Genomic DNA, 22,294 nt, shown 5'->3' with positions numbered 1-22,294 from the left:
CCTGCCCGCCCTCTCCGAGCGGTCGGTCGTCCAGGTGACCGTCTCCGACCCACGGGTACGCCCGCTGCTGCGCGAGCTCGGCGAGGAGTACTCCGCCCGCTACGGCAAGGACGCGCACGCCGAACTCGCCCGCTATCCCGACGAGGAGTTCACCGCGCCGCACGGCGGTGTCCTGCTGCTGATCCTGGAGGGCGGCGAACCCGTCGCGGGCGGCGCCTTCCGCCGGTACGACGCGGCCACCGCCGAGCTGAAGCGGATCTGGACCCACTCCGGCCACCGCCGCCGGGGCCTGGCCCGCGAGGTCGTCGCCGAACTGGAACGCGAGGCCCGTGCCCGCGGCTACCGGCGGATCTACCTCACCACCGGCCCCCGCCAGCCCGAGGCCCGCGCGCTGTACCTCAACACCGGCTACCGCCCGCTCTTCGACACCGAGGCCGACCCGGAGTCCATCGGCCCGCTGCCCTTCGAGAAACACCTCGAAAGACCCGCCCGGACCGGACAGCCCGAGACCGGACAGCCCGAGACCGGACAGCCAGAAGACCTCCGCACCGGAAAGGCCACCGCCCAGTGAAGCTCCCCGGCATCCCCGGCCGCACGCGCCCGCTCGTGGCCGCCGCCGCGCTCCTGCCCCTGCTGGCCTTGACCGGATGCGGCTCCGGCGACCCCGCCGACGCGACCGCGGCGGGCGGCTCGCCCGCGCCCACCGCCGACCCCGTGGCCGCCGTCCACAAGGTCGACTCCGCCGCCGCCCTGCTGCCCGCCGACGTACGCGCCGCCGGCACCCTGCGTATCGGCAGCTCGGTCGGCGCGCCGCCCTCCGCGTACTACCCGAACGGCTCCCGCACCCCCCAGGGCCAGGACATCGACATCGCCTCGGCGGTCGCCAAGGTGCTCGGGATCAGACTGGAGCGGCAGGACGCCTCCTTCGAGACCATCCTCCCCGCCCTCGGCAGCGGCAAGTACGACGTGGGCACCGGCAACTTCGGCGTCACCACCGAGCGGCTGAAGACCATCGACTTCGTCACCTACATCGACGACGGCCAGGGCTTCGCCGTGAAGCAGGGCGACACCTCCTTCGGCAAGAAGATCACCGAACTCACCCAGCTCTGCGGCCGCACCGTCGGCATCAACGCCGGCACCACCTTCGAGGCCACCCTCGCCGCGCAGAAGGGGGTGTGCGCCAAGGCCGGCAAGAAGCCGTACGAGGTGAAGGTGTACGCGGAGAACGGGGCGACGATCACCGCGCTCCAGCAGGGCCGTATCGACGTGATCATGTCGACCATCAACGGACTGCGCTACCAGGCCGCCCAGCCCGCCGCGCACACCGCGTTCCTCGGCGAGTACCACCGCCTCGACGTCGGCTTCGCCTTCAAGAAGGGCTCGAAGCTGACCAAGGCGTTCCAGGCGGCCGTCAACGAGCTGATCGAGAACGGTACTTACGACCGCATCCTCAAGAAGTGGGGCACCACCGGCTCCGCCATCGACAGCTCGCGGATCAGCCCGCCCGAGCACACCTGAGAAGCGACGGAACCCACCATGACCACCGCCGCCCCCGACACCGCCCCGGCCGCGCCCCGCGTGCCGCCCGCCACCGCGGACCCGGCCGCCTTCAAGGTCGTTCCCGCCCGGCACCCCGCCCGCTGGGCCGGGGCCGCCGCCGTGCTCGTACTGGTCGCCCAGTTCACGCACGGGCTCGCCACCAACCCGGTCTGGGAATGGCGGGTCTTCGGCGACTACGTGCTGTCCGAGACGATCGTCCAGGCCGTCTGGGTCACCCTCCAACTCACCGCCTACGCGACCGTGTTGGGCTTCCTCCTCGGCACGGTGCTCGCCTTCATGCGGCTCTCGCACAGCCCGGTGCTGCAGACCGTCGCCTGGACCTATATCTGGGTGTTCCGGTCCATCCCGATGATCGTGCAGCTCGTGTTCTGGTTCAATCTGAGCGCCCTCTACGAACGCCTCGGCGTCGGCATCCCGTTCGGGCCCGTCTTCTGGTCCGTCGACAGCGACAGCCTGATCGGCACCATCGGCGCCGCCGTCATCGGCCTCACCCTCCACCAGGCCGCCTACGCCGCCGAGATCGTCCGGGGCGGAGTCCTCTCCGTCGACTCCGGACAGCGCGAGGCCGCCGCCGCGCTCGGCATCCCCCGGCTGCGGCAGATCCGCCGGATCGTGCTGCCCCAGGCCATGCGCGCCATCCTGCCCACCGCCGGCAACGAGATCATCGGCCTGCTCAAGGGCACCTCGGTGGTCTACGTGATGGCCATCGGCGAGCTGTTCTACCAGGTCCAGGTCGTCTACGGCCGCAACGGCCGCGTGATCCCGCTGCTGCTCGTCGCCACCGCCTGGTACGTCCTGCTGACCTCGCTGCTGTCCATCGCCCAGTACTACGTGGAGCGCCGCTACGCCCGCGGCGCCGACCGCACCCCGCCGCCCACCCCGCTCCAGCGGGCCCGCCGCTTCCTGCGCGACCTGCGCGCGGCCGCCGCCCGGCGCGAGGCACCCGTCACCGCACTTCACCTCGGGGGAGAGAGCCGATGAACGACGTCATGGTGGACGTCCGCAGCGTCCGCAAGAGCTTCGGCCCGCTGGAAGTCCTGCGCGGGGTCGACCTGACCGTACGGGCGGGCGAGGTCACCGTGATCCTCGGCCCCTCCGGTTCCGGCAAGTCCACCCTGCTGCGGACCATCAACCATCTGGAGAAGGTCGACAGCGGCTGGATCAGCATCGACGGCGAACTCATCGGCTACCGCCGCGCCGGGAACAAGCTGCACGAACTGAAGGAACGGGACGTCCTCAAGCAGCGCACCCACATCGGGTTCGTGTTCCAGAACTTCAACCTGTTCCCGCACCTCACCGTGCTGGACAACCTCCTCGAAGCCCCCGTCTCCGCGCTCGGCCGCCCCAAGAAGGAGGCCGAGGCCACCGCGCGCCGCCTGCTGGACCGGGTCGGCCTCGCCGACAAGGCCGACGTCTACCCGCGCCAGCTCTCCGGCGGCCAGCAGCAGCGCGTCGCCATCGCCCGCGCGCTCGCCCTGGAGCCCAAGGTGCTGCTCTTCGACGAGCCCACCTCCGCGCTCGACCCGGAGCTGGTCGGTGAGGTGCTGGACGTCATCAAGGACCTGGCCCGCACCGGCACCACCATGATCGTCGTCACCCACGAGATCGGCTTCGCCCGCGAGGTCGCCGACACCGTGGTCTTCATGGACGACGGCACGGTGGTCGAACAGGGGCCGCCGTCCGCCGTGTTGGACGACCCGCAGCGCGAACGCACCCGCGCTTTCCTCGCCAAGGTCCTCTGACCACCCCAACTCGTCTTTCGCATAGGAGATTTCCGCGTGTCCACCACCGCCCGCCGTATCGCCGTCCCCGCACTCGGCCTCGCCTCCGCCCTTGTCCTGGCCGCCTGCGCCAACCCCACCGACGGCGGCACGGCCGAGGTCGCGGCCGGCAAGGGCACCACCACGAAGATCAACCTCAGCCCCGACCAGCACCGGATCACCACGCCCCAGGTCGCCTCCATCGCCGCCGAGGTCCCGGAGAAGATCCGCAAGAGAGGCACCCTGGAGATCGTCGACTCCTCGGGCTCGGCCGCGCCACTGGGCTTCCACGCCACCGACAACAAGACCGTCATCGGCGTCGAACCCGACCTCGCCTACTTGGTCGCCGGGGTGCTCGGCCTCAAGCCGCACCTCAACACCGTCTCCTGGGAGAACATCTTCGTCGGCCTGGACAGCGCCAAGTACGACGTGGGCTTCAGCAACATCACGGTCACCGAGGAGCGCAAGGAGAAGTACGACTTCGCCACCTACCGCGAGGACAACCTCGGGTTCTCGACGAAGAAGGGCAGCGGCCTGAAGGTCACCGGCCCCGCCGACCTCGCCGGGCAGAACGTCGCCGTCTCCAGCGGCACCAACCAGGAGAAACTCCTGGTCGAGTGGAGCAAGGAGAACGAGAAGGCGGGCCGTAAGCCGATCCACATCAAGTACTACCAGGACGAGAGCGACACCTACCTCGCCCTCCGCTCCGGCCGCATCGACGTCTACGTCGGCCCCAACCCGACCGCCGCCTACCACGCGGCGACCACCGGCGAGACCGAGGTCGTCGGCACCTACTCCGGCGCCGGCGCCACCCTCCAGGGCCTCATCGCGGCCACCACCAAGAAGGACAGCGGTCTCGCCAAGCCGCTCGCCGACGCCCTCAACCACGTGATCGAGAACGGCACTTACGCGAAGGTGCTCAAGCGCTGGGGGCTGTCCGACGAGGCCGTGACCAAGTCCGAGATCAATCCGCCCGGCCTGCCCAAGGCCGGGAAGTAGGGGAGGGGGACAGCATGACCCGCGAACTCCATCTCTCCGTCGGCCTCGGCAGCGCCGGGCCCCGCTCCGCCGCCCACTGGACCGGCCTGGTCCAGCTCGCCGAACTCGGTGCCCTCGACTTCGTCACCCTCGACGACTCCCTGGACCCCGCCGACGGCGACGGCCGCCTCGACGCCGTCGCCGTACTGGCCCACGCCGCCGCCCGCACCAGCCACATCGGCCTGATCCCCACGGTCACCACCACCCACACCGAGCCCTTCCACACCTCCAGTGCCCTCGCCACCCTGGATTTCGTCAGCGAGGGCCGGGCCGGCTGGCTGGTCGACGTCTCCACCACCGGGGAAGCGGCCCGCGCCGTCGGCCGCCGCGCCCCCGCCCCCGAAGCCGAGCTGTGGGCGGAGGCCGCCGACGCCGCCGAGGTCGCCGCCCGGCTCTGGGACAGTTGGGAGGACGACGCCGAGATACGGGACGCCGGCACCGGCCGCTTCATCGACCGCGACAAGCTGCACTACATCGACTTCGACGGGCCGCACTTCTCGGTCCGGGGACCGTCCATCGTGCCCCGGCCACCGCAGGGGCGGCCGCCGATCGCGGTCGCGCTCGACGCCCAAGGCCGCGACGCACGGTGGGAGTTGGCCGCTCAGTACGCCGAGATCGTCCTGCTGGACGCGGACAGCCCGGCCACCGCCCGCGAGGCCCGCACCGAACTGCTGAGCCGGGCCGGCCGGGACGACCTGCGCGTGCTGATACGGATCGCCGAAACCCCGGACAAGCTACCGGAGTTGCTCGCCCACTGGCACGCCGAGGCCGGTACGGACGGCTTCCACCTCGCCCTCACCGACCCCACGGAGGAACTGCCCGCCGTGATCCACGACGTCGTACCCGCCCTGCGCGCCCGCGGCCTCTTCCGCGCCACCCACACCGGCCGCACCCTGCGTGACCACCTCGGCCTGGCCCGGCCCGACAGCCGCTACGCCGTACGGACGGAGGCCGCGCTGTGAGCGCTTCAACTCCCGCCCGACGCAAGCAGGTCCACCTCGCCGCGCACTTCCCCGGCGTCAACAGCACCACCGTGTGGCGCGACCCCGGCTCCCGCAGCCAGATCGACTTCTCCTCCTTCCAGCACCTGGCCCGCACCGCCGAACGCGGCCGGTTCGACTTCTTCTTCCTCGCCGAGGGGCTGCGGCTGCGCGAACGCAAGGGCCGTATCCACGACTTGGACGTGGTCGGCCGCCCCGAGTCGCTGACGGTGCTGAACGCGCTCGCCGCCGTCACCGAGCACCTCGGACTGGCCGCCACCGTCAACGCCACCTTCAACGAGCCGTACGAACTCGCGCGCAGGTTCGCCACCTTGGACCACCTCTCCGGGGGCCGGGCCGCGTGGAACATCGTGACCTCCTCCGACGCGTTCACCGGCGAGAACTTCCGGCGCGGCGGCTACCTCGACCGCGCCGACCGCTACACCCGCGCCGCCGAGTTCGTGGAGGTGGCCCGCGCCCTGTGGGACTCCTGGCCCAGCGGCGGCACCCCGCACACCGTGCGGCACAGCGGGCCCCAGTTCGACATCACCGCCCGGGCCACACTGCCCCACTCGCCCCAGGTGCACCCCGTCCTCATCCAGGCCGGGGACTCCGACGAGGGCCGCGAGTTCGCCGCGCGCACCGCCGACATCGTCTTCAGCCGGCACGGCACCCTGGAGGCGGGCCGCGCCTTCCACGCCGACGTCAAGGGCCGCCTGGCCCGGTACGGGCGCACCCCGGACCAGCTCAAGATCCTGCCCGCCGCGACCGTCGTCCTCGGCGACAGCGAGGCCGACGCGCAGGAACGCGCCGCGCACATCCGGCGGCAGCAGGTCAGCCCGCAGACCGCCATCGCCACGCTGGAGAACGTCTGGGGCCGCGACCTCACCGGCTACGACCCCGACGGACCGCTCCCCGACGTCGAACCGGTACCGGACGGCGAACTCGCCCAGGGCTGGGCCCACATGGCCGACCGCTTCGGCATCGCGGCCCGCTGGCGGGCCCTCGCCGAGGAGAAGCACCTCTCCATCCGCGAGCTGGCCATCGAACTCACCGCCCGCCAGTCCTTCATCGGCACCCCCGGCTCGGTCGCCGCCGCCATGGACGAACACGTACAGACCGACGCGGCCGACGGCTTCATCCTCGTACCCCACCTCACCCCCGGCGGCCTCGACGAGTTCGTGGACCGGGTCGTGCCGCTGCTCCAGGAACGCGGTGTGCTGCGCACCGAGTACCAGGGCCGCACCCTGCGTGACCACCTCGGCCTCGGCCGCCCCGCACCGCGTCAGGAGGAGTCCGCATGAGGTTCCAGGTCCTCACCATCGGCGGCCACGCCCCGCACCCCCTGACCGGCGAACAGGTGCCCGCCGACGAGCGGTTGACCGAGATCGTGGAGACCGGGGCCATCGCCGAGGAGCTGGGCTTCGACGCGTACGCGATCGGCGAGCGGCACGCCGGGCCCTTCCTCTCCTCCAGCCCCACCGTGCTGCTCGGCGCGCTCGCCGCCCGCACCTCCCGCATCCGGCTGCTCACCGGCGTCACCGTCCTCGCCATCCTCGACCCCGTACGGGTCGCCGAGGACTACGCCACCCTCCACCAGCTCTCCCGCGGCCGTCTCGAACTCGTCATCGGCAAGGGCGCCGAGGCCGGCCACTTCGACCTCTTCGGCCTGGACGAGGGCCTCCAGTGGGACTACCAGGCCGAGAAGTACGAGCTGCTGCGCAGGCTCTGGCGCGAGGAGGACGTCACCTGGCAGGGCAAGTTCCGCCCGCCCCTGACCGGCGTCACCACCCTCCCGCGCCCCTACGAGGGCCGCCCGCCCCGCGTCTGGCACGGCTCCGCCACCAGCCTCAACTCACCCGAACTGGCCGCCCGTCACGGCGACCCGCTGTTCAGCGCCAACGCCATCCAGCCCCGCGAGGCGTACACCCGGCTCATCGACCACTACCGGGAACGCTTCGCCGCCCACGGCCACGACCCGGCCGGCGCCTACGTCGGCGCGGGCTCCGGCGGGCTGTTCATCGCCCGCACCAGCCAGCAGGCCGTCGCCGAGTTCAAGGACTTCTACGAGGCCCGCGTCCGCCAGTCGTACAAGCCGCACCTGGCCGGCAAGCCGGGCTACAACACGCCGTTCCGGACCGTGGAGGAGGCCATCGCGGACGGGCCCCACCTCATCGGCAGCCCGCAGCAGGTCATCGACAAGATCCTCGGCTTCCACGCGGCCTACCGGCACGATCTGCAGTCCGTCACCGTCGACGGCTCCGGCCTCTCCCTGGCCCAGCAGACCGACCAGCTCCGCTGGTTCGCCGAGGAGATCGCACCCGTGGTGCGGACGGAAGCGCCCACCACCCTGTGGCAGCAGGCGTAGGGGGCTGTCGTACGAGACACCCCCCGACCGCCCACCGAACCCCGCTTGAAAGGTCCCCCCCATGGCAACCGTCCTGTCCATCTCCGGCAGCCCCTCCGCCACCTCCCGCACCGGCCGCCTGCTGCGCCACCTGGACGAGCGGCTGAGCCGCCAGGGGCACCAGGTGGTCCCGCTGGACGTGCGCGGGCTGCCCGCCGACGCACTGCTCGGCGCCGATGTCAGGCACCCGGCCATAGCGGCCGCCGCCGAACTGGTCGACCGGGCCGACGGCGTCGTGATCGGCACCCCCGTCTACAAGGCCGCGTACTCCGGCCTGCTGAAGTCCTTCCTCGACCTGCTCCCGCAGTACGCGCTCACCGGGAAGACGGTGCTGCCGCTCGCCACCGGCGGCACCACGGCCCATGTCCTCGCCATCGACTACGCCCTGCGGCCGGTGCTCAGCTCCATGGGCGCCGCCCACATAGTCCAGGGCTGGTTCACCCTCGACAAGGACATAGTGGTGCGCGAGGACGGCACCCTGACCGTCGCCCCCGGCACCGCCGAGGCACTGGCCCAGATCACCGACCAGTTCTCCGTCGCCCTTGGCGGCCGGACCCTGCTGGCCGCGACGGGGTGACGGGGCCGCGCGGGTCGGCGTCCGCTCAGCCCTTGCCCACCAGCTCGCCGGTCAGCGTGCTGTGCAGGCGGGCGCTGCGCTCATCGAGGCCGGTGATCTCGACCGTCGTGCCGTGCTCGGCGTACCGCGCCTCCACGGCGTCCAGCGCGGCGACGGACGAGGCGTCCCACACATGGGCGGCGGACAGGTCGATCACCACCCGGCGGGGATCGGTGGCGTAGGCGAAACGGTGCGCCAGATCGTCGGCCGAGGCGAAGAACAGGTTGCCGGTCACCCGGTACACCACCGTCGAGCCGTCCGGGTCCAGGACCGAGGTGACCTCGGCGGACCGGGCGACCCGGCGGGCGAACACCGTCAGCGCGACCAGCGAGCCGACCACCACACCGATCGCCAGGTTCTGGGTGGCCACCACGACCACGACCGTGAGCACCATGACCGCGATCTCCCCGGCCGGCATCCGCCGCAGCGTGCGCGGCGCGACCGAGTGCCAGTCGAAGGTCGCCACCGACACCATCACCATCACGGCGACCAGCGCGGCCATCGGGATCTTCGACACCGCCGGCCCGAAGACGATGCACAGCACCATCAGGAACACCCCGGCGAGGAACGTCGACAGCCGGGTACGGGCACCCGACACCCGTACGTTGATCATGGTCTGGCCGATCATCGCGCAGCCGCCCATGCCGCCGAAGAATCCGGTCACGATGTTGGCGACGCCCTGCCCGACCGACTCGCGCGTCTTGGAGGAGCGGGTGTCGGTGATGTCGTCCACCAGCCGCGCCGTCATCAGCGACTCCATCAGGCCGACCAGCGCCATGGCCAGCGCGTACGGCGCGATCGTGGTCAGCGTGTCCAGCGTGAACGGCACGTCCGGCAGCCCCGGCACCGGCAGCGCCGAGGGCAGCGCGCCCCGGTCGCCGACGGTCGGCACCGCGATGCCCGCCGCCACCGTCACCGCGGTGAGCGCGACGATCGACACCAGCGGCGCCGGAACGGCCCGCGTGACCCTGGGGAACAGCGCCAGCAGCGCCACCCCGGCCGCGAACAGCGGATACACCGGCCACGGCACCCCGGTCAGCTCCTTGAGCTGCGTCAGGAAGATCAGTACCGCCAGCGCGTTCACGAAGCCGACCATCACACTGCGCGGCACGAACCGCAGCAGCCGCGCCACCCCCAGCGCGCCCAGCACGATCTGGCAGACGCCCGCCAGGATCACCGTGGCGATCAGGTACCCGAAGCCGTGCTCCCGGTTCATCGGGGCGATCACCAGGGCCACCGCGCCGGTCGCGGCGGAGATCATCGCCGGGCGGCCGCCCACGAACGCGATGGTCACCGCCATGGTGAACGACGCGAACAGCCCGATGGCCGGGTCCACCCCGGCGATCACCGAGAACGAGATCGCCTCCGGGATCAGGGCCAGGGCGACCACCAGCCCGCCCAGCACCTCGGTGCGCAGCACCCTCGGATCGGACAGCCAGGGCGGACGGCGGAAACGGGGCGAGGGCACGGAGAGGGTCAAGACGCGGGGTACCTGTCGGGCTCGGGCGCGCCCGGTACGGCTCCGGGGCACAAAGGGGACAGCCTACCGTGGCGGCCGTCGGAGCCCCGCCCGGCGGACCTGCGGAGCCGCTCCGGCCGGGGCATCATGGGGGGACCGACGCAGTTCCCGGGACCCCGAAGGCGGTGCCGACATGCCCGCAGCCACCCTCGCCGAGGTCGTCCACCAGGCCGGCTGGAAGGTCATCCCGCTCGACCTCGCCAGCGTCACGGACCAGGCCGGATTCATGGACCGCGCCACCAAGGCCCTCGACCTGCCCGAGTTCGCCGGACGCAACTGGCAGGCGTTCCAGGACGCCTGCGGCGACATCGGCTGGGGTCCCGAGGTACCGGGCCGCCTCCTCGTCGTCGTCGGCTGGCGCGACTACGCCAAGGCCCAGCCCGAGCAGTGGGAGAGCGCCCAGCAGGTCCTCGAATCGGTCGCGGGCCGCCAGCAGAAGTACGACTCGACGCTCGCGGTGGTCCTGACGCTGGTCTGAGTCATCGGTCCTCGACCGGGGCGGGACCGGCCGTGAGCCGCAGCGTCACCGCGGCCAGCGCCCCCGCGACCAGCCCCCACAGCAGCGCGGCCGAGACACCGGCGCCCAGGTTGCCGACGATGTACCGCAGGCCCCACTTCATGCCGCCCCCGACCGTCACCACCCGCAGCAGTTGCCCGGCCATCAGCCCGAGGACCGTGGCACACACCGCGCCGAGCGCCATCGCCGGGACCGTGACCCGGGTGAGCAGTCCGGGCAGCAGCCGGAGCGTCCACCACACCACCGCGAGCACCAGCACGTCGGACAGCCGGGCGAGCAGCCAGTCGCCCATCGGTGTGCCCGCCGGGCCCGACCATGCGCCGAGCAGCAGCAGCTCGCGCAGCAGATCACCCGGCTCGGAGAAGAACCCGCCGCCGTAGGGCGCCGTCTGGATCGCGGCGGCGACCCGCTGATACGACAGCACCAGCAGCGACAGCGCGATCACCGCCGTACCGGCCGTGGCCGCCGGCCGCGCGGCCCGCGCCGGGACCTCCCGCCGGGGCAGCGGGCCCGCGCCCTTTGCGGTGGCCCGTCCCACCAGCACCGTCACGGCCGCCGCGACCAGTCCGACCACCACCACGAGCTGGCGTCCCCCGGCCATCACACCCGCCAGATCGGGCAGGAAGCGATAGCTGCCGTGCCCGTACGCGGCGATCTGCCACGGCGCCGACACCGTCACCGCGAGCATGGCGGACACCAGCGCCCAGGCCCACGAGGTGAGCAGCGCTGCGGTCACCCGCCCCGCGACCGGCGGCAGCCACCGCATCAGGAACACCGCTCCGACGGTGAAGAACACGAAGAGCGCCCCGAACCGGATCTGCCTCCCGGTGTGGAACAGGTCGAGGTAGTGCGTGGCGTCACCGTCCGGCGCGAACTGCGGCGGGTCGTACGCCCACGGGCCGAGCCACTGCTGCAGGTCGGACACCGCCTCACCGCCCAGCAGATCGGTGCTCCCCTGAAGGTGCAGCGCGTCCGTGCTCGCCCCCGCCCACCACAGCAACGCCGTCAGCAGCAGCCCGCCGACCAGCGCCGGTATCGCCGCACGTCCCCAAGTCATGCTTCATCCCCCGTAGTTGTGGCGCGCTCGTGCACACCGATCAGGCGGGAGCGTACGGGATGTTGATCACGTACGGATCACGGGAAATGATTTCTTCTGATCGGGGCGGACCGTTTTCTTTTCCGTCTGACGCGGAAATTCACCGGCTTTATCGATCGGACGTACGACGCCTCATACCAGAGCGGGACGCAGGCCGGGAGACTTTGTCAACTGCCCGCCGCACCTACCGCTCAGGCAACTAACGTGAATTCCCGTCGGACACATCAGGGCCCCTTTTCTTTCCCCTTCTTTCTTTCCGACGTCAGGCCCGCCGGACCAGTACGAGGACGCAGATGTCTCACCTCCGCGCACCGGCCGCCCGTGCCGACCGCCGAGAGGGCGGCCGACACGGGAGACCGGTCGCCCGACCCGCTCCCGCACTGCCCGAGACGCTCATTCGGCCCCAGCTCATGCGGCTCGCCGTACTCCCGCCCGTCGCGGTCGCCCTCGCCGCCACCGCGGCCGTCGTCTTCACCGTCCGCGCCGGTGGCGCCCACACCGGCCTGGTCCTCTGGGCGGTGCTCGCCCTCACCGTCGTGGTCGCCGGGGCCGCCATCGGCATCGCCGCCGTGGCCGCCGACCGCGCCGCCCGCTCCGTCGGCGACCGCGTCGGCGCCCTGCGCCGCAACGCCGCCCGCGGAGAGGCCGACCTCCGTGCCCTGGTCGACGCGCTGCGCCGGGGCGAGCCGCCGCCCCGCGGCAAACCGCGCCGCCGGCCGCCCGAGGACGCCGACGACTTCGAACTCCTCGCCGCCGACCTGGCCCGCGCCCACGACGGCGCCGTCACCGCCGTCGTCCGCGCGGCCCAGCTCTCCAGCCAGGCCGCCAACGAACAGAAACTCGAGGTCTTCGTCAACCTCGCCCGGCGCCTCCAGTCACTGGTGCACCGGGAGATCTCCATCCTGGACGAGCTGGAGAACGAGATCGAGGACCCCGACCTGCTCAAGGGGCTCTTCCACGTCGACCACCTCGCCACCCGCATCCGCCGCCACGCGGAGAACCTCGCCGTGCTCGGCGGCGCCGTCTCCCGGCGGCAGTGGAGCAACCCCGTCGACATGACCGAGGTACTGCGCTCCGCCATCGCGGAGGTCGAACAGTACTCACGGGTCAAGCTCGTTCCGCCGGTCGAGGGCGAGCTGCGCGGGCACGCCGTCGCCGACGTCATCCATCTCCTCGCCGAACTGGTCGAGAACGCCACGGTGTTCTCCGCCCCGCAGACCCAAGTCCTGCTCCGCGCCAACCTGGTGACCTCCGGACTCGCCATCGAGGTCGAGGACCGGGGGCTCGGCATGCCGGTCGAGGAACAGCACCGGATGAACGCCCTCCTCGCCGACCCCGACCAGGTCAACGTCGCCAGCCTGCTGGCGGACGGCCGCATCGGTCTGTACGTGGTTTCTCAACTGGCCCGTCGGCATGGGATTTCGGTACGTCTCCAGACCAACATCTATGGGGGCGTGCAGGCGGTACTGGTTGTGCCGCAGGGGTTGTTGGGGGTGTCGGCGGGGGTCGGTCAGGAGGTTGCCGGTCCGGGGGCCGAGGTGGCTGGGGCGGTGGAGGCTGCTGCTCCGAGTACCCCGAGTGCTCCGAGTGCTCCGGCCACCGGGCGGCATCGGCAGGCGGCTCGGCGGGAGAGCGGTGCCGATACGGGGACTGCCGCGCCGCCTCCCCTGCCGATGCGCGGGGCGCAGGAGCAGCGGGCCAACCCCGCCGAGGCGGTGCCCGGCATCAGCGCCGGGGACCGGACCGTGGTGGAGGCCAACGCGGGCGTGCTGCCGACCCCGCGAGTCGCTACGGCGCCCTTGGCTACGGAGAGGCCCTCGCTGCCCCGCCGCCGCGCCCAGGAGCACATCGCTCCGCAACTCCGGGGCGGGCCGGTACCGCGCCAGGACAACGATGTTGTCGTGGGCCACGATCCCGGCCTGATGGCCGCCTTCCAGCGCGGGATCGGCCTCGCGGAGTCCCAGCAGAGCCTGGAGGCCGCGGGGGAGGGGTTCGGGCAGCCGGCGCCCGGTGGCGAGGGGTCGCCCGCGGAGACGGCGTACGGGGAGGGCACGCACACGGAGGCCCCGCACATGGGCGCCGAGGACATGGCTTCCGCGCACATGGAGGCCGAGCCCATGGAGTTGCCGCACATGGAGGTTGGGCACATGGGGCCCGCGCACGTGGGAGTTGGGCACATGGAGCCGCCCCACATGGAGCCGGACCACATGGAGCCGGACCACATGGCCCCCACCCCCATGGAGTCCGACCACACCTTGTCGCCCTCTCTGGAGCCGAACCACATGGCGTCGGACCACACCGTGTTGCCCCCCACTGAGCCAAACCAGGTAGCGGCGGACCGCATGGCGCCGGACCACATGGCGTCGGACCACACGGTGCCGCCCCCCACGGAGCCCCACCACATGGCGCCGAACCGCATGGAGCCGGACCCCACGCCCCCCGGCCCCCTCGACAGGAGCGCGCCCCCCGCATGACGCAGACCCCCACCGCCCCCACACCCCCCACCGCTCCCGCAGCCCCCCGTACCCCAAGGAGTCGATCCACCATGGCGAGCGATGCGCCGACCGCCCACGCATCCGACCTCGACTGGCTGCTGAGCGGCCTCGTGCAGCGCGTGCCGCACACCGGCAGCGCGGTGCTGCTGTCCTGCGACGGGCTGGTGAAGGCCGTGCACGGGCTGGACCCGGACAGTGCCGACCACATGGCCGCGCTCGCCTCCGGCCTGTACTCGCTGGGCCGCAGCGCGGGCGTCCGGTTCGGGGACGGCGGGGAGGTGCGGCAGGTCGTGGTGGAACTCGACTCCACGCTGCTGTTCGTCACCACCGCCGGCTCCGGCACCTGTCTCGCCGTGCTCGCCGGACGCGAGGCCGACGCCGCCGTGCTCGGCTACGAGATGGCGATGCTGGTCAAGAGCGTCCGCCCGTACCTCGTCACCGCGCCCCGGCAGCCCGCCGCCGACCCGACGGCGATGAGGCCGTGAGCGTGGCCGCCGTGGGCGACGGGCCCTGGCTCGACGACGCGGCCGGGCGGCTGGTGCGGCCGTTCACGGTCAGCAACGGCCGTACCGAACCCAGCGTCGCGCTGGACCTGATCTCCCAGGTGATGGCCACCGGCGTCTCCCCGCTCGGCTATCTCGGCCCGGAGCACGCGCAGGCGCTCGATCTGTCCCGCGCGCCCGTCTCGGTGGCCGAGGTGGCCGCCCATCTGAGGCTGCCCGCCGTGGTCACCAAAGTGCTGCTCTCGGACCTCGTCGACTGCGGGGCGCTGACCACCAAGCCCCCCGCGTTCCGCCACAACCCCACTGACCGGTCTCTGCTGGAGGCAGTGCTCGATGGACTACGACGACAGCTCTGACCCGTACAGCTCCGACCCGTTCCCCACCGCGCTCAAGATCCTGGTGGCGGGCGGGTTCGGGGTGGGCAAGACGACCTTCGTGGGTGCGGTCAGCGAGATCGCGCCGCTCAGTACGGAGGAACTCCTCACCACGGTCGGCGCGGCCACCGACAACCTGGACGGCATCGAGAACAAGGTCGAGACGACCGTCGCCATGGACTTCGGCCGCATCACCCTCGACCCCCGGCACGTCCTCTACCTGTTCGGCACGCCCGGCCAGGAACGGTTCTGGTTCATGTGGGACGAGCTGTCCGAGGGCGCCCTCGGCGCGGTCATCCTGGCCGACACCCGCCGCCTGGAGGAGTGCTTCGCCGCCGTCGACTTCTTCGAGGAACGCGGCGTCGCCTTCATCGTGGCCGTCAACGAGTTCGACGGCGCCTTCCGCTACGACCCCGACGAGGTGCGCGCCGCCCTCGACCTGAGCCCCGCCGTCCCGGTCGTCCCCTGCGACGCCCGTATCTCCAGCTCGGGCGTGCAGACCCTGCTCACCCTCGTCCGCCACCTCCTCGCCCATGTCCCGGCGCCCGTGCCCGTGCAGGGAGCCCCCGTCCAGGGAGCGCGGTCATGATGTACGAGCCGGTCCGCCGCGTCCGGGGTCTGCTGCTCACCCCGGAGGACAAGGAGGCCCCGGCCCGCACCTCCCGGCTGCGCCGGCTCGGCCTGGGGGAGCGCGCCGAACCCGCGCTGGACGCCTTCGCCGACCACCTCGCCCAGGTCACCGGCGCGCCGTACGCCATGGTCAACTTCATCGGCGAGCAGCAGCAGTTCTTCGCGGGCCTGAGCGCCCCGCCCGCCGGCCCCCTCACCCGCGAGGACGGCACCGGCCGGGTCCTGCCCCGCGAACATGGGTTCTGCCCACATGTGGTCGTCCGCCACAAGGCCCTGGTGCTGGAGGACGTCCGCGACTACCCCCGTTTCGCGGGCAACCCGATCGTCGACGACCTCGGCATCCGCTCCTATATGGGCGCCCCACTCATCGACAGCTCCGGCATGGTGCTCGGCACCGTGTGCGCCGCCGACACCGAGCCGCGCACCTGGGGCAGGTCCGGGCTTGAGGCCATCAAGGGGATGGCAGCGGAACTCGCCGTACGCATCGAAAGGGCCGCCGATGACGGGCTGCCCATCTGAACGAACGTAAATAGGACCGGAGTTGAGACGGAGCCCTGAAGGTGTGAAGGAAAGCTGCGGCGCCGGTTAAGAAAAGCTCGATGGATTCCGGTCGGCGCATACGGCAGATTGCGGGGTGATTCCACCCCTCGGACCCGGTGCGGACGCCTCGGCGAGCCCGTACGGCCGGGCCTCACCCACAGGAGCCGTAGCGTTGAAGGCGCTGGTCAAGGAGAAGGCGGAGCCCGGTCTCCGGCTCATGGACGTGCCCGAGCCCGTAGTGGGTCCCGGTGACGTGCTCATCAAGGTCATGCGGACCGGTATCTGCGGCACCGACCTGCACATCCGCGCCTGGGACGGCTGGGCCCAGCAGGCCATCCGCACCCCGCTGATCGTCGGCCACGAGTTCGTCGGGCAGGTCGTGTCCATCGGCCGCGACGTCACCGACATCCGGGTGGGCGACCGGGTCAGCGGCGAGGGCCACCTGGTGTGCGGCAAGTGCCGCAACTGCCTCGCCGGCCGCCGCCACCTGTGCCGCTCCACCATCGGCCTGGGCGTGGGCCGCGACGGCGCGTTCGCCGAGTACGTGGCGCTGCCCGCGGCCAACGTGTGGGTGCACCGGGTCCCCGTGGACCTCGATATCGCCGCCGTGTTCGACCCGTTCGGCAACGCCGTGCACACCGCGCTGTCCTTCCCGCTGGTCGGCGAGGACGTGCTGATCACCGGTGCGGGCCCGATCGGCCTGATGGCCGCGGCCGTCGCCCGGCACGCGGGCGCCCGCAATGTCGTCGTCACCGACGTCAGCGAGGAGCGCCTCGAACTGGCCCGCAAGATAGGAGTGAGCCTGGCACTGAACGTCTCGCGCTCCACCATCGCGGACGGTCAGCGGGAGCTGGGCCTGCGTGAGGGCTTCGACATCGGCCTGGAGATGTCCGGCCGCCCCGAGGCCATGCGCGACATGATCGCCAACATGACGCACGGCGGCCGCATCGCCATGCTGGGCCTGCCGTCGCAGGAGTTCCCGGTCGACTGGTCCCGGATCGTCACCTCGATGATCACCATCAAGGGCATCTACGGCCGGGAGATGTTCGAGACCTGGTACGCCATGTCGGTCCTCCTGGAGGGCGGCCTCGACCTCGCCCCCGTGATCACCGGCCGGTACGACTACCGCGACTACGAAGCGGCCTTCGAGGACGCGGCCAGCGGCAAGGGCGGCAAGGTCATCCTCGACTGGACCGCGTAACCCCCGTCAGCACCTTCGAAGGAGCCCCCATGTTCGACACCGTCCGCGACGACCTCCGCGCCACCCTCGACGAGATCCGCGCCGCCGGTCTGCACAAGCCCGAGCGGGTCATCGGCACCCCGCAGTCCGCGACCGTCGAGGTCACCCGGGGCGGGCGCCCCGGTGAGGTCCTCAACTTCTGCGCCAACAACTACCTGGGCCTGGCCGACCACCCCGAGGTGATCGCCGCCGCCCACGAGGCGCTGGACCGCTGGGGCTACGGCATGGCCTCCGTGCGCTTCATCTGCGGCACCCAGGAGGTCCACAAGGAGCTGGAGGCCCGCCTCTCGGCGTTCCTCGGCCAGGAGGACACGATCCTCTACTCCTCCTGCTTCGACGCCAACGGCGGTGTCTTCGAGACCCTGCTCGGCGCCGAGGACGCGGTGATCTCCGACGCCCTCAACCACGCCTCCATCATCGACGGCATCCGCCTGTCCAAGGCCCGCCGCTTCCGCTACGCCAACCGCGACCTCGCCGACCTGGAGACCCAGCTCAAGGAGGCGACCGCGGGCGGCGCCCGGCGCAAGCTGATCGTCACCGACGGCGTCTTCTCCATGGACGGCTACGTCGCCCCGCTCGCCGAGATCTGCGACCTGGCCGACCGCTACGACGCGATGGTCATGGTCGACGACTCGCACGCCGTCGGCTTCGTCGGCGCGGGCGGCCGCGGCACGCCCGAGCTGCACGGCGTCATGGACCGCGTCGACATCATCACCGGCACCCTCGGCAAGGCCCTCGGCGGCGCCTCCGGCGGCTATGTCGCCGCCCGCGCCGAGATCGTCGCCCTGCTGCGCCAGCGCTCGCGCCCGTACCTGTTCTCCAACACCCTCGCCCCGGTGATCGCCGCCGCCTCCCTGAAGGTCATCGACCTGCTGGAGTCCGCCGACGACCTGCGGGTGCGGCTCGCCGAGAACACCGCGCTGTTCCGCTCCCGCATGACCGAGGCCGGCTTCGACATCCTCCCCGGCGACCACGCCATCGCCCCGGTGATGATCGGCGACGCGGCCGAGGCGGCCCGCATGGCGGAGCTACTGCTGGAGCACGGGGTGTACGTGATCGCCTTCTCGTACCCGGTGGTTCCGCAGGGCAAGGCGCGCATCCGCGTCCAGCTCTCCGCCGCGCACTCCACCGAGGACGTGAACCGCGCCGTGGACGCCTTCATCGCGGCCCGCGCCGAGCTGCAGGGCTGAGCTGGGCGGCCGCCTTGCGATAATGGCGGCATGATCGAGGCGCGGCGGCTCCACATCCTCCGTGCGGTGGCCGACCACCGCACGGTCACGGCGGCGGCCGCCGCGCTCTACCTCACCCCCTCCGCCGTCTCCCAGCAGCTCACCTCGCTGGAGCAGGAGACCGGCCACCGCCTGGTCGAGCGCGGCGCGAAGGGCGTACGGCTCACCCCGGCCGGCGAGATCCTGCTCAGCCACACCAACGCCGTGCTCGCCCAGTTGGAGCGAGCCGAGGCGGAGCTGGCGGCGTACGGCAAGGGCGAGGCCGGGACGGTCACCGTCGCCGCCTTCGCCACCGGGATCGCGCAGGTCGTCGCGCCCGCGCTGGCCCGGCTCGGCCGGTCGGCGCCCGGCATAGGAATCCGGGTCCAGGACGCCGAGGGCGACGCCAGCCTCCGGATGCTGCTGGACCGGCAGGTCGACGTGGCGGTGGCCGTCGAGTACCGGGGCGCGCCGCCCGCGGACGACCCCCGGCTGACCCATCTCCCGCTGTACGCCGAGCCGTTCGACGCCGTGGTCCCGCTCGGGCACCGGCTCGCCGACGACGCCGAGGTGCCGCTCGCGGAGCTGTCCAAGGACCCGTGGATCGGGCCGTACCCCGGCAACCCCTGTCACGATGTGGTGGTGCTGGCCTGCGAGAGCGCCGGGTTCCAGCCGCGTCTGGAGCACTCCTCCGACGACTTCCGCGCGGTGGTCGCGCTGGCCTCGGCCGACGCGGGCGTGGCCCTCGTACCCCGCTCCGCGCTGCGCGGCATGGACCTGACGGGTGTGGTCGTACGGCCCGTGGACGGGGTGGCGCCGACCCGGCGCGTGTTCGCGGCCGTGCGCCGGGGCGCGGAGGCGCATCCGCTGATCCGGCCGGTGCTGGAGGCGCTCGGACGGGCCGCGGCCGGGGGCTGAGCCGGGGCCGTTGTCAGTGCCGGGGGTTACGGTGCGTTGCATGCCGGACGCAGAAGACGTACGCCGTATCGCCCTGTCCCTGCCGGACACGACCGAGAAGACGGCCTGGAGCATGCCCACCTTCCGGGTGGCCGGGAAGATGTTCGCCACGCTCCCGGAGGAGGAGACCTCCCTCGCGGTGCGCTGCCCGAAGGAGGAGCGGGACGAACTGGTGCTGGCCGAGCCGGAGAAGTTCTGGATCGCGGACCACGAGGCGAACTTCGCCTGGGTGCGGGCACGGCTCGCGGCGCTGGACGGCGAGGACGAACTCCGGGACATCCTCGCCGACTCCTGGCGTCAGGCGGCCCCCATACGGCTGCTGGAGGAGCATCCGGGGCTGGGGGTGCCGCAGGAACGCTAGGCGCTGACCGCGCCCGCCCCGGTGAACGCGCCGATCCGTTCCCGCAGGCCACGGGCGTCCAGGCCGTGCGCGGCGAGGTGTTCGTCCAGCGTGCCGTACCGGCGCAGCTCGCGGCGGCCGACACCGAGCCCGAGCACGCGGTGCGGCACGTCGGAGAGGGCCTCCGCGGCGGCGCGGGTCGAGGTTCCGGCGAGGTAGGGCTCGACGAGGACCACGTCGGTGCCGGCCGCCTCGGTGGCCTGGCGCAGGGCGGTGGCGTCGAAGGGGCGGACGGTCGTCGCGTAGAGCACCGTCACGTCCAGGCCCTCGGTGGCGGCGAGTACGGCGTCCAGCATCGGGCCGACCGCGACGACGACTCCGGCGCGGCCCTCGCGCACGGTGAGGAAGCGGGCGCCGTCGACGGGGAGCGGGAGCCGGTTGCGCTGGAGGGAGAGGCGTACGTACACCTTGTCGTCGCCCGCCGCGACGGCGTGCCGCAGCAGGGTCTCGGCCTCGTCGGGGTGGCCGGGGACGTGCACGGTCCAGTCGTCCAGGGTGTCGAGGAGGGCCACGTCGCCGGGCGACATGTGGGTCTGGCCGCCGGCCGGCCAGTCGAAGGAGGCGCCCGCGCTGACCAGCACCGCGCCGGTGTCCTGGTGACCGAGGTCCAGCTTGACCTGCTCGAAGGGGCGCTCCACGAGGAACGCGGCGAAGGTGTGCACGAGGGGCCGCATCCCGGTGAGCGACAGCCCGGCGGCGGCGCCGACCAGGAGCTGCTCGCGGATGCCGACGTTGATCAGCCGGTCGGGGTGGCGGCGGGCGGCGTCCGTGAACGCGTCCCGGCCGATCTCGGCGAGGACGACCGCGACCCGCGGGTCCTCGTCCAGCAGTTGGGAGGCGACGACGCCGAACCGGTCACGCATGGTTTCCATGATGTCCACGAGGGTGGGCCTTTCTGATCCGGTCAGCGGGCGTTCTTCGGTTCCACCCGGGCCACGACGGCGTGCGGGCGGCCGGGGTGCGGGGCGGTGAAGGCTTCGTACAGGGCGGCGTGGTCGCGTCCGTCGACGGTCGCGGTGGACCAGTTCGCGGCCTCGAACCGGGCGGCGATGCCGCCGGGCAGGGCGTGGCTGGCGGAGGCGTTGTCCACGACCACGGTGTGCAGCCGGTCCAGGCCGGCCGCCCCGGCGTAGGCGATGGCCTCGTGGTTGCTGCCCTCGTCCAGCTCGGCGTCCCCGATCAGCACCCACACGGCCGGCTCCGTGAGCCCCTGCGCCCGCAGCCCGAGCGCGCTGCCGACGGCGAGCGGCAGCCCGTGCCCGAGCGACCCGCTGCCGATCTCGGCCCCCGGCACGAGCACCCGGTCCGGGTGATGCCCGAGCGGCGAGTCGTACGCCCCGAAGCCGGGCAGCCACTCCTCGGGCACGAACCCCTTCGCCGCGAGCACGGCGTAGTACGCCATCGGCCCGTGCCCCTTGCTCAGCAGGAACCGGTCCCGGTCCCTCGCCTCCGCCCGCTCGGGCGTGACGTCGAGCACCCGGTCGTAGAGCACCCACAGCACATCGAGCGTGGAGGTCGCGGCGAAGTCGTGCTTCTCGTCGCCGGTCATCAGGCTCATCAGCCGGGGCAGATCGTCGTAGCCGTGGTCCGCTGTGATCGTCATGCCGACGATCCTGCAACCTCAAGCCGACTTGAGGTCAACAACCGACCGGTGCGCAAGCACCGACCCGAGTGCGGTAGAGTTTCCCTGCGCGTTTCGACCAGGGAAACCCCAGGTCAAACAGCATCGGGACGTGGCGCAGCTTGGTAGCGCACTTGACTGGGGGTCAAGGGGTCGCAGGTTCAAATCCTGTCGTCCCGACTGGAGACAGTCGCAGATCAGGGCCGGTTCGGAGCAATCCGAACCGGCCCTGATCTTGTTCTGCCCTGTGTCGACCGCTCACGTCTGCTTCGGGTCGGAGAGCAGGACGTAGTCGTAGTAGAGCGGGTCGCCTTCGTCGTCGGTGGGGTACTCGAAGCTGCTGTTGTTGGCGAAGCGCAGGCCGAGGGCGGGGACCTCGTCGAAGCCGTAGTCGCTCTCAACGACCTCGTGCCCCCGTGACTCCAGGAGCTGGACGAGGTCCTCCGACGGGGTACGGAAGACGTCCACGCCGTCGAGGAGGAACCGGATGTCCGCGCTCTCCTTGCGGAAGCGCCACACCTCGATGCCGGTCAGCTCTTCGTGCCGCTCGGACTCGAAGAGGAGGACGAACTCGAAGTCGTAGGGCTCGTTGAGCACGACCCATTTGCCCGGTGGCCGTCCTCCGGCGGGCGCGTGGTCGACGCGTCCCCAGGCGGGTGCCTCGGTCATCGCCTGGTCGAACGGCATTCCGAGCCGGAACGAGGCGGTGCCGACGTGGGGGATCAGCTCGACGTTCAGTTCGATCAGCCAGCCCGGGATCGTGTACCCCCTCCGCGCCTCTCCCCGTGAGCGTCGCCCCCGCGATCAAATGCGACGCGCGTACGAGCAAGAAC

24 protein-coding genes and 1 tRNA gene are annotated in these 22,294 nt (G+C 71.9%); 20 read left to right on the top strand and 5 right to left on the bottom strand.

Annotated features, from left to right (window positions below; genetic code table 11):
- The first annotated feature begins 1 nt into the window (after window position 1).
- The 9 genes from E5083_RS09945 to ssuE all read left to right on the top strand — a co-directional run bounded on the left by E5083_RS09945 (window position 2) and on the right by ssuE (window position 8,322).
- A complete protein-coding gene (locus E5083_RS09945) occupies window positions 2–571 on the top strand; it encodes a GNAT family N-acetyltransferase (RefSeq protein WP_135785303.1) in 570 nt (189 codons plus the stop codon).
- Window positions 568–1,518 carry an ABC transporter substrate-binding protein gene (locus E5083_RS09940; RefSeq protein ID WP_244317447.1) on the top strand — a complete coding sequence of 317 codons (951 nt, stop codon included), beginning with the start codon at window positions 568–570 and terminating at the stop codon, window positions 1,516–1,518. The genes E5083_RS09945 and E5083_RS09940 overlap by 4 nt, the downstream gene beginning before the upstream one ends.
- Window positions 1,519–1,536: 18 nt before the next feature.
- On the top strand, window positions 1,537–2,541 hold the full coding sequence (locus E5083_RS09935; RefSeq protein WP_135785214.1) for an amino acid ABC transporter permease: 1,005 nt from the start codon (window positions 1,537–1,539) through the stop codon (window positions 2,539–2,541).
- The gene (locus tag E5083_RS09930; protein WP_135785213.1) at window positions 2,538–3,302 is read left to right on the top strand and encodes an amino acid ABC transporter ATP-binding protein; all 765 of its coding nucleotides are present in this window, start codon (window positions 2,538–2,540) and stop codon (window positions 3,300–3,302) included. Before E5083_RS09935 ends, E5083_RS09930 begins: the two co-directional genes overlap by 4 nt.
- 36 nt (window positions 3,303–3,338) lie before the next feature.
- Entirely contained in the window at window positions 3,339–4,319 is a 981-nt protein-coding gene (locus tag E5083_RS09925) for an ABC transporter substrate-binding protein (protein ID WP_135785212.1), read from the top strand.
- Between the two features lie 14 nt (window positions 4,320–4,333).
- Entirely contained in the window at window positions 4,334–5,320 is a 987-nt protein-coding gene (locus E5083_RS09920; RefSeq protein ID WP_135785211.1) for an LLM class flavin-dependent oxidoreductase, read from the top strand.
- Window positions 5,317–6,642 carry an NtaA/DmoA family FMN-dependent monooxygenase gene (locus E5083_RS09915; RefSeq protein WP_135785210.1) on the top strand — a complete coding sequence of 442 codons (1,326 nt, stop codon included), beginning with the start codon at window positions 5,317–5,319 and terminating at the stop codon, window positions 6,640–6,642. The genes E5083_RS09920 and E5083_RS09915 overlap by 4 nt, the downstream gene beginning before the upstream one ends.
- Entirely contained in the window at window positions 6,639–7,706 is a 1,068-nt protein-coding gene (locus tag E5083_RS09910; RefSeq protein WP_135785209.1) for an LLM class flavin-dependent oxidoreductase, read from the top strand. Before E5083_RS09915 ends, E5083_RS09910 begins: the two co-directional genes overlap by 4 nt.
- Before the next feature lie 61 nt (window positions 7,707–7,767).
- On the top strand, window positions 7,768–8,322 hold the full coding sequence (ssuE, locus tag E5083_RS09905; protein ID WP_135785208.1) for an NADPH-dependent FMN reductase: 555 nt from the start codon (window positions 7,768–7,770) through the stop codon (window positions 8,320–8,322).
- A 25-nt stretch (window positions 8,323–8,347) separates the two neighbouring features.
- Here ssuE and E5083_RS09900 read toward each other — a convergent pair whose 3' ends face one another.
- Window positions 8,348–9,841 (bottom strand): SulP family inorganic anion transporter, encoded by a 1,494-nt coding sequence (locus E5083_RS09900; RefSeq protein WP_135785207.1) that lies wholly within the window; start codon window positions 9,839–9,841, stop codon window positions 8,348–8,350.
- A 172-nt stretch (window positions 9,842–10,013) separates the two neighbouring features.
- On the opposite strand from E5083_RS09900, the gene E5083_RS09895 reads away from it, so the two are divergent.
- Window positions 10,014–10,358: a barstar family protein gene (locus tag E5083_RS09895; RefSeq protein ID WP_135785206.1), complete on the top strand. Its 345-nt coding sequence runs from the start codon at window positions 10,014–10,016 to the stop codon at window positions 10,356–10,358.
- A 1-nt stretch (window position 10,359) separates the two neighbouring features.
- On the opposite strand, the gene E5083_RS09890 is transcribed toward E5083_RS09895, so the two are convergent.
- Complete coding sequence (locus E5083_RS09890; RefSeq protein WP_135785205.1) at window positions 10,360–11,454, bottom strand: hypothetical protein; 1,095 nt, start codon at window positions 11,452–11,454, stop codon at window positions 10,360–10,362.
- Window positions 11,455–11,786: 332 nt separating this feature from the next.
- On the opposite strand from E5083_RS09890, the gene E5083_RS09885 reads away from it, so the two are divergent.
- The 9 genes from E5083_RS09885 to E5083_RS09845 all read left to right on the top strand — a co-directional run bounded on the left by E5083_RS09885 (window position 11,787) and on the right by E5083_RS09845 (window position 19,801).
- Window positions 11,787–13,967 (top strand): sensor histidine kinase, encoded by a 2,181-nt coding sequence (locus tag E5083_RS09885; RefSeq protein WP_135785204.1) that lies wholly within the window; start codon window positions 11,787–11,789, stop codon window positions 13,965–13,967.
- Between the two features lie 71 nt (window positions 13,968–14,038).
- Window positions 14,039–14,473 (top strand): roadblock/LC7 domain-containing protein, encoded by a 435-nt coding sequence (locus E5083_RS09880; RefSeq protein ID WP_031181523.1) that lies wholly within the window; start codon window positions 14,039–14,041, stop codon window positions 14,471–14,473.
- Between the two features lie 2 nt (window positions 14,474–14,475).
- Window positions 14,476–14,847 carry a DUF742 domain-containing protein gene (locus E5083_RS09875; RefSeq protein ID WP_135785301.1) on the top strand — a complete coding sequence of 124 codons (372 nt, stop codon included), beginning with the start codon at window positions 14,476–14,478 and terminating at the stop codon, window positions 14,845–14,847.
- Window positions 14,825–15,454: a GTP-binding protein gene (locus tag E5083_RS09870; RefSeq protein WP_030816689.1), complete on the top strand. Its 630-nt coding sequence runs from the start codon at window positions 14,825–14,827 to the stop codon at window positions 15,452–15,454. The genes E5083_RS09875 and E5083_RS09870 overlap by 23 nt, the downstream gene beginning before the upstream one ends.
- Window positions 15,451–16,014, top strand: coding sequence for a GAF domain-containing protein (locus tag E5083_RS09865; protein WP_135785203.1), 564 nt, complete (start codon window positions 15,451–15,453; stop codon window positions 16,012–16,014). Before E5083_RS09870 ends, E5083_RS09865 begins: the two co-directional genes overlap by 4 nt.
- 193 nt (window positions 16,015–16,207) lie before the next feature.
- Window positions 16,208–17,236 (top strand): L-threonine 3-dehydrogenase, encoded by a 1,029-nt coding sequence (gene tdh / locus E5083_RS09860; RefSeq protein ID WP_135785202.1) that lies wholly within the window; start codon window positions 16,208–16,210, stop codon window positions 17,234–17,236.
- Between the two features lie 29 nt (window positions 17,237–17,265).
- Window positions 17,266–18,465, top strand: a complete 1,200-nt coding sequence (locus E5083_RS09855; protein WP_135785201.1) for a glycine C-acetyltransferase — start codon at window positions 17,266–17,268, stop codon at window positions 18,463–18,465.
- A 30-nt stretch (window positions 18,466–18,495) separates the two neighbouring features.
- Window positions 18,496–19,401 (top strand): LysR family transcriptional regulator, encoded by a 906-nt coding sequence (locus E5083_RS09850; RefSeq protein WP_135785200.1) that lies wholly within the window; start codon window positions 18,496–18,498, stop codon window positions 19,399–19,401.
- Window positions 19,402–19,441: 40 nt separating this feature from the next.
- Window positions 19,442–19,801 (top strand): MmcQ/YjbR family DNA-binding protein, encoded by a 360-nt coding sequence (locus tag E5083_RS09845; protein WP_030816684.1) that lies wholly within the window; start codon window positions 19,442–19,444, stop codon window positions 19,799–19,801.
- Here E5083_RS09845 and E5083_RS09840 read toward each other — a convergent pair.
- Window positions 19,798–20,712 (bottom strand): transketolase family protein, encoded by a 915-nt coding sequence (locus E5083_RS09840; protein WP_135785199.1) that lies wholly within the window; start codon window positions 20,710–20,712, stop codon window positions 19,798–19,800. The genes E5083_RS09845 and E5083_RS09840 overlap by 4 nt on opposite strands.
- Window positions 20,713–20,744: 32 nt before the next feature.
- Window positions 20,745–21,443, bottom strand: a complete 699-nt coding sequence (locus E5083_RS09835; protein WP_135785198.1) for a thiamine pyrophosphate-dependent enzyme — start codon at window positions 21,441–21,443, stop codon at window positions 20,745–20,747.
- 124 nt (window positions 21,444–21,567) lie between these two features.
- Between E5083_RS09835 and E5083_RS09830 the strand changes: the two genes are divergently transcribed.
- Window positions 21,568–21,641: transfer RNA gene (locus E5083_RS09830), tRNA-Pro, on the top strand.
- A gap of 78 nt (window positions 21,642–21,719) precedes the next feature.
- Here the strand turns inward: E5083_RS09830 and E5083_RS09825 are convergent.
- On the bottom strand, window positions 21,720–22,130 hold the full coding sequence (locus E5083_RS09825; RefSeq protein WP_244317446.1) for a hypothetical protein: 411 nt from the start codon (window positions 22,128–22,130) through the stop codon (window positions 21,720–21,722).
- Window positions 22,131–22,294: the final 164 nt, after the last annotated feature.

Source organism: Streptomyces bauhiniae (assembly GCF_004784475.1).
GTDB classification, from domain to species: domain Bacteria; phylum Actinomycetota; class Actinomycetes; order Streptomycetales; family Streptomycetaceae; genus Streptomyces; species Streptomyces seoulensis.
Note: the sequence above shows the minus strand (reverse complement) of the source record. Positions and strands in the feature narration are given on the sequence as shown.